The organism is Pseudomonas sp. HR1 (genome assembly GCF_030175875.1).
GTDB lineage: Bacteria > Pseudomonadota > Gammaproteobacteria > Pseudomonadales > Pseudomonadaceae > Chryseomonas > Chryseomonas oryzihabitans.
In genome coordinates, this window is sequence record NZ_JASNRF010000001.1 from 480559 (window position 1) to 487217 (window position 6659).

Annotated in this window: 7 protein-coding genes; all 7 read right to left on the reverse strand. The window is 65.3% G+C overall.

What is annotated here, in order from left to right:
• Positions 1-128: 128 nt before the first annotated feature.
• Complete coding sequence (gene rplI / locus QKY98_RS02165; RefSeq protein ID WP_007161143.1) at positions 129-575, reverse strand: 50S ribosomal protein L9; 447 nt, start codon at positions 573-575, stop codon at positions 129-131.
• A 20-nt stretch (positions 576-595) separates the two neighbouring features.
• The gene (locus QKY98_RS02170) at positions 596-1486 is read right to left on the reverse strand and encodes a hypothetical protein (protein WP_027598829.1); all 891 of its coding nucleotides are present in this window, start codon (positions 1484-1486) and stop codon (positions 596-598) included.
• A gap of 35 nt (positions 1487-1521) precedes the next feature.
• Positions 1522-1752, reverse strand: coding sequence for a 30S ribosomal protein S18 (gene rpsR / locus QKY98_RS02175; protein ID WP_007161145.1), 231 nt, complete (start codon positions 1750-1752; stop codon positions 1522-1524).
• Positions 1753-1778: 26 nt separating this feature from the next.
• Entirely contained in the window at positions 1779-2195 is a 417-nt protein-coding gene (gene rpsF / locus QKY98_RS02180) for a 30S ribosomal protein S6 (RefSeq protein ID WP_007161146.1), read from the reverse strand.
• Positions 2196-2377: 182 nt separating this feature from the next.
• The gene (locus tag QKY98_RS02185; RefSeq protein ID WP_007161147.1) at positions 2378-2752 is read right to left on the reverse strand and encodes a response regulator; all 375 of its coding nucleotides are present in this window, start codon (positions 2750-2752) and stop codon (positions 2378-2380) included.
• A 129-nt stretch (positions 2753-2881) separates the two neighbouring features.
• Positions 2882-3634: a 23S rRNA (guanosine(2251)-2'-O)-methyltransferase RlmB gene (gene rlmB / locus QKY98_RS02190; RefSeq protein ID WP_027601074.1), complete on the reverse strand. Its 753-nt coding sequence runs from the start codon at positions 3632-3634 to the stop codon at positions 2882-2884.
• A complete protein-coding gene (rnr, locus tag QKY98_RS02195; protein ID WP_169854446.1) occupies positions 3631-6435 on the reverse strand; it encodes a ribonuclease R in 2805 nt (934 codons plus the stop codon). Before rnr ends, rlmB begins: the two co-directional genes overlap by 4 nt.
• Positions 6436-6659: the final 224 nt, after the last annotated feature.

Here is a 6659-nt window from a genome sequence, read left to right on the forward strand (position 1 = left end):
GCGGGCGGCGAAATGATTTTCGATAGGGCAGAAAAGACAAAGGGCACGTCACTGCCTTGGCAATGACGTGCCCGATTGTCGACAGACCGGCGCCGGGGCGCAAGTCCGCCAGTCAGGCGACGGCGCGCTTATTCAGCGACGACGACGACCTTGACGGTAGCTTCGACGTCGGTGTGCAGGTGCACTTCGACATCGTATTCGCCAACGCTGCGCAGGGCGCCGTTGGGCAGGCGAACTTCGCTCTTGTCCAGCTCAACGCCGGCGGCGCTGACGGCTTCAGCGATGTCGCGGGTGCCGATGGAACCGAACAGCTTGCCTTCGTCGCCGGAGTTGGCGGCGATGGTAACGGTCAGGTCGGCCAGCTTGGCGGCACGGGCATCAGCCTCGGCCTTCTTCTCGGCAGCCTGCTTCTCGAGCTCGGCGCGACGAGCTTCGAAAGCCTCGACGTTGGCAGCGGTGGCTGCGGTGGCCTTGCCCTGCGGCAGCAGGAAGTTACGGGCGTAACCGCCCTTGACGTTCACTTTGTCGCCCAGGTTGCCCAGGTTGGCGATCTTTTCCAGCAGGATGACATCCATTGAGTCTTTCCTCTTAACTTTTAACCTTCACCGTCCGCGGGCCCCTGCGGCTCTTGCGCGGACCGCCCACGGAAATCGAACACGCTATCGATCACAGCCAGAATCACCAACAACGGATAGATCAGCTGCCCGAACAGCAACAGCGTCACGTACAGCCCTACCAGCCAGAATCCTGCCAGGCGCTTGGCCGCCACCAGCCCGTGCAGCAGGGCGATGCCGGCAAAGGCCAGCGGCACGCTGCACAGCGGGGTCAGCAGGCCAAGCCCGCTGCCCAGGTTCGGCGCCAGCACCAGCAGGGCCAGGAGGCCGAGCGCGATGGCCGGACGCAGACGCAGGGCGCGAAATTCGCGACCGAACCCCTGGGGGTTGTACAGCGCCGCCTGCCAGTAGCGCCCGAGCATCAGGCACAGCAGGCAGGTGATCTGGAAGAACGCCGCCATCAGACCGGTCAGCACGGGCAGCAGCAACTGCTGCAACTGCGCCTGCTTTTCCGGCGGCAGCTGCGCCGCGCTCGGGCCCAACACCTGGGGCAGCAGCCGACGGATTTCCTCCGCCAGTTGCGCGATGCCCTCGGCATAGACCTGGCCCAGCACCAGGGCGAAGACCAGCCCCAGGGGGACACTGGCCAACAGCACCCGGGTCCAGGACAGACTCTGGCGCAAGATGGCCGCCAGCAGCGTCGAACCCAGCAACACCAGCACGATGCTGGCATCACCCAGATACAGCCAGAACAGCGCTGGCAACAGGGCCCAGACCAGCACCCCGGCCGCCGCGGCAGGTCCCCGGCGCAACAGCACCAGGCTGCCACCGGCAGCGGTCATCCAGTACAGCAGCGGCACGACTGCACCCAGCACCACCACGAGGGTGGCTTGAGTACGGCCGCGCATGATGAACTCAGCCAGAGGCCGCATGCCGTGTTTATCCGTTATTCGTGATCAGGCGTCGATCAACGACCGTGGCTGTCGGTGTAGGGCAGCAGGGCCAGGTAACGGGCACGCTTGATGGCGGTACCCAGCTGACGCTGGTACTTGGCCTTGGTGCCAGTGATACGGCTCGGGACGATCTTGCCGGTTTCGGAGACGTAGGCCTTCAGGGTGTTGAGATCCTTGTAGTCGATCTCTTTCACGCCTTCGGCGGTGAAACGGCAGAACTTACGACGACGGAAGAAACGTGCCATGACAATGATTCCTCGCTAGATCCAGATTACTCGGCGCTGTCGGCGTCGTCGGAGTTGCCTTCGGCGGACTCGGACTCGGACTCGGCAGGACGCTCGCGACGCTCGCGACGCTCGTTGCGGTTTTCTTCGGCCTTGAGCATCTCGGACTGACCGGTGACGGCCTCGTCACGGCGCAGGATCATGTTGCGGATCACGGCGTCGTTGTAGCGGAAGTTGTCTTCCAGCTCGGCCAGGGCCTTGGCACTGCACTCGATGTTCATGAGTACATAGTGAGCCTTGTGAACGTTGTCGATGGCGTAAGCCAGCTGACGACGGCCCCAGTCTTCCAGGCGATGGACTTTGCCACCGTCTTCTTCGATAGCCTTGGTGTAGCGCTCGACCATGCCGCCCACCTGTTCGCTCTGGTCCGGATGAACCAGGAACACGACTTCGTAATGACGCATTTAATGCTCCTTACGGGTTGCAGCCTGCCGCGGAAACGCGGTCAGACAAGGAGTGAATAGTTCGGATGACTTGCCCTGCGGAATGCGGACGCACTCCGGGCAAGGGGCAACATTCTAGAGAAGGGCGCCGGGGGGCGCAACCGCAGGCATGACCGACGCGACCGCCGGGCAGCCCCAGGCACTCAGCGTTGCACGTCGGCCAGGGCCTGGCGGATCTTGTTCAGGTCATAGGGCTTGATCAGCACCCCGACCCGCGCCTCCATCCCCGGCTCGCGCTCGAAGGCATAACCCGAGGCGACCACGATGCGCAGCGTCGGATCCATCGCCAGGGCGCGGCGGGTCAACTCGATGCCGGACATGCCGCCCAGCCCGATATCGGTGAACAGCACATCGTGTTCGCGTTGCGGCAGCAACTCGAGGGCGGCCTCCGCCGAGGCGACGGCCGTAACCTGGTGGTCCAGCTCCTCGATGACTTCGGTGGTCAGCATGCGCAGCGTGGCATCGTCTTCGACGAGCAGCACTCGCAAGCCTACCGGCTCCTGGATCTCCTGACTCACGCGGGCGTCCTCTTGTTGACAGGCCTCGCCCCGGCATTCCCGGAGCGAGGCCGATATTCTGCGCACTGCAGCGCGATTCGTATAGTGCGATACGCGCTGCGTCGGTACCCAGACGTTTCTTAGCGCGGGCTAGCTGGGCGCAGAGGCGCGTCTTTGACGCACGGCCTCGAACAGGCAGACCCCGGTCGCCACCGAAACGTTGAGACTGCTGACACTGCCGGCCATGGGCAGCCGGGCCAGATGATCACAATGCTCGCGGGTCAGTCGGCGCATGCCCTTGCCCTCGGCCCCCATGACCACCACGGTCGGCCCACTCATGTCGACGTCATAGATCTCCTGGGTCGCCTCACCGGCAGTCCCGACGATCCACAGGCCACGCTTCTGCAGCTTTTCCAGAGTCCGCGCCAGGTTGGTGACGGCCACCAGCGGCAGCACCTCGGCGGCCCCACAGGCGACCTTGCGCACCACGGCGGTCAGGGTGGCCGACTTGTCCTTGGGCACGATCACCGCCAGGGCTCCGGCGGCATCGGCGCTGCGCAGGCAGGCGCCGAGGTTGTGCGGATCGGTCACGCCATCGAGCACCAGCAGCAGCGGCGGACCTTCGGCCCGATCGAGCAACTCCTCGAGCATGGCCTCGCCCCAGACCTGGCTGGGGCTGACCTGGGCCACCACGCCCTGGTGCACGCCCTCGGCCAGCTCGTCGAGCAGCGCCCGCGGCTTGGTTTCCACCGCCAGGCGCTGACCGGCAGCCAGCTCCAGCAGGGCCTCCACCCGCGGCTCACGCCGCCCTTCGGCGATCCAGAGCTGCTTCACCCGCCGCGGGTGGAAGCGCAGCAGCGCTTCCACGGCGTGGATACCGTAGACGGTTTCCAGCTGGCTCATGCGTCATCCTTGGGGCGCGCCTGGCCCTTGCGATGCGGCTTCTTGGCCTTGGCCTTGGTCCTGCTCTTGGCCGCGGCCTGGGCCTGGCCTTCGACCTTGGGCTTGGCAGCCGACTTCTTCTTGGCAGCAGCGGCCTTGGCCTTCTTGACCTTGGCTTCCACCGCAGCGGCGCCTTCGGCAGCAGCACCCTGCGCCTGACGCTTCGCCGGAGCGGTACGCGCCTTGGCCGTGGCACTGGCCTTGCCCTTGGCAGCCTTGCCCTGGGCCGTGGTCTGCCCCTGGGCGCCGGCCTTGTCCTGACCGCCGGACTTGCCCTTGGCCTTGGGCTTGCCGCCCTCGACCTTGGCTTCCGCCAGCAGCGCCTGCTTCACCGCGCGACTGCGCTTGACGTCGGTATTGCCCAGCAGCTTGTCGGCCTGCTCCAGCAACTCCGGCGACACCGAGGTGGCCGGGGCTTCCGGCGTCGGGGCGACGGCCTGATCTTCCGCTGCCGGCGCCTCGCGGCGGCGACCGCGACTGTCACGCTTGCGGCGCGGCTCGCGCTCTTCACGGACCCGCGGCGCGCCGGCCGAGGCCGGCAGCACGAAGTCGATCTTGCGCTCGTCCAGGTCGACCCGAGCCACCACCACCTCGATGGGATCGCCCAGGCGATAGCTGCGCCCGCTGCGCTCGCCGGAGAGGCGATGATGGACGCTGTCGAAATGGTAGTAGTCGTCCGGCAGCGCGGTGACGTGCACCAGGCCCTCGACAAAGACCTCGGACAGTTCGACGAACAGGCCGAAGCCGGTCACCGCGGTGATGACGCCGGCATAGGTCTCGCCGACGCGATCCTTCATGAACTCGCACTTGAGCCAGTTGGACACGTCACGCGTGGCCTCGTCGGCGCGGCGCTCGGTCATGGAGCACTGCTCACCGAGCTGATCCAGGCGCAACTCGTCATAGGGATAGATGCGCGCCTTGGCCATGCTCGTCGCGCCTGCGCGCTTGACGTGCTTGGTCTCCAGCTTGGAGCGGATGACGCTGCGGATCGCCCGGTGTACCAGCAGATCCGGATAACGCCGGATCGGCGAGGTGAAATGGGTGTAGGCCTCGTAGTTGAGACCGAAGTGACCGTTGTTGTCCGGGCTGTAGACCGCCTGACTCAGGGATCTGAGCATCACCGTCTGGATCAGCCGGAAATCCGGCCGCTCACGGATCTGCTGCAGCAGCGCCTGGTAGTCCGACGGCACCGGATTGGCCTTGCCCTTGGTCAGCGACAGACCCATCTCACCGAGGAACTGGCGCAGATTGGTCTGCTTTTCCAGCGGCGGCGCCTCGTGCACCCGGTAGAGGGCCGGCACCTTGTGCTTTTCGAGGAACTTGGCGGTGGCCACGTTGGCGCACAGCATGCACTCCTCGATCAGCTTGTGGGCATCGTTGCGCTGGGTCGGACGGATCTCCGAGATCTTGCGGTCGGCGCCAAAGACGATGCGCGTTTCCTGGGTCTCGAAATCGATGGCACCGCGCACATGACGAGCGGCCAGCAGCACCTTGTACAGGCTGTAGAGCTGCTCCAGGTGCGGCACCACGTCGCCGAGCTGCTTGCGCAACTGCTTGCCTTCGGCCGACTTGGGCTGTTCAAGCACCGCCGAGACCTTGTTGTAGGTCAGACGGGCATGGGAGTGGATGACCGCTTCGTAGAACTGGTAGCCGGTCATGCGCCCGGAAGCGGCGATGGTCATCTCGCAGACCATGGCCAGGCGATCGACCTGGGGATTGAGTGAACAGAGGCCGTTGGAGAGCGCCTCCGGCAGCATGGGAATCACCCGCTCGGGAAAATACACCGAGTTGCCGCGCTTTTCCGCCTCGGCATCCAGCGCCGAGCCGACCTTGACGTAGTGGGAGACGTCGGCGATGGCCACGTACAGCCGCCAGCCGCCGGACTTCTTGGCCTCGGCATAGACGGCATCGTCGAAGTCGCGAGCATCTTCGCCATCGATGGTCACGAAGGGCAGCTGGCGCAGATCGATGCGCTTCTGCTTGTCCTTCTCCTCCACCTCGGGCTTGAGCTTGGCAGCCTCCTTCTCGACGGCCTTGGGCCATTCGTTGGGGATGTCGTAGCTGCGCAGGGCGACCTCGATCTCCATGCCCGGTGCCATGTAGTCGCCCAGGATCTCGACCACTTCGCCCTGGGCCTGGCGGAAGGTGGTGGGCCACTCGTCGATGCGCACCTGCACGAACTGGCCGTGAGCGGCGCCGCCGTGCTTGCCCTCGGGCACCAGCACCTGCTGACCGATCTTGGGATTGTCCGGCACCACGTAGGCCAGGCCGCTCTCCTGGAAGAAGCGCCCGACCAGCGACTCGTGCGCCCGGGTGACCACCTCGACCAGGCCGCCTTCGCGACGACCGCGCCGATCATGGCCGGCGACCCGCGCCAGGGCGATGTCGCCATCGAACACCAGGCGCATCTGCGCCGGGCTGAGGAAGAGGTCGTCGCTGCCGTCGTCGGGGATCAGGAAGCCGAAGCCATCGCGATGGCCGGCGATGCGGCCACGCACCAGGTCCAGCTTGTCGATGGGCGCATAGGCACCGCGGCGGGTGTAGATCACCTGACCGTCGCGCTCCATTGCACGCATGCGGCGCCGCAAGGCTTCGAGCTGGTCCTCGGTGACGAGACCGAATTCTTCGGCGAGCTGTGGCCGTGTGGCCGGGGCGCCGCGATCGGCGAGATGAGCCAGAATGAGTTCGCGACTCGGAATGGGGTTATCGTACTTTTCCGCTTCCCGGGCGGCCTCGGGATCGAGGGATTGCCAATCGGCCATCAGTCTGGGGTTACCTTCTGTGTCTTGGTTCGGTAGGAACTGCCATGGCGCCTATTGAAACGTGAAAACCACGCAATAGTTAGCCTGGCATGCTCAATAAAATATTTTTCACAGCAGGGGTTTACAAGCAAACGCCCCCTGAGTAAAGTGCCGCCCCACGACGCCGTGAGCAATCACGACGCCGGAGATGAGCAATCATCGCCTTGAGTGCCCAGGTGGCGGAA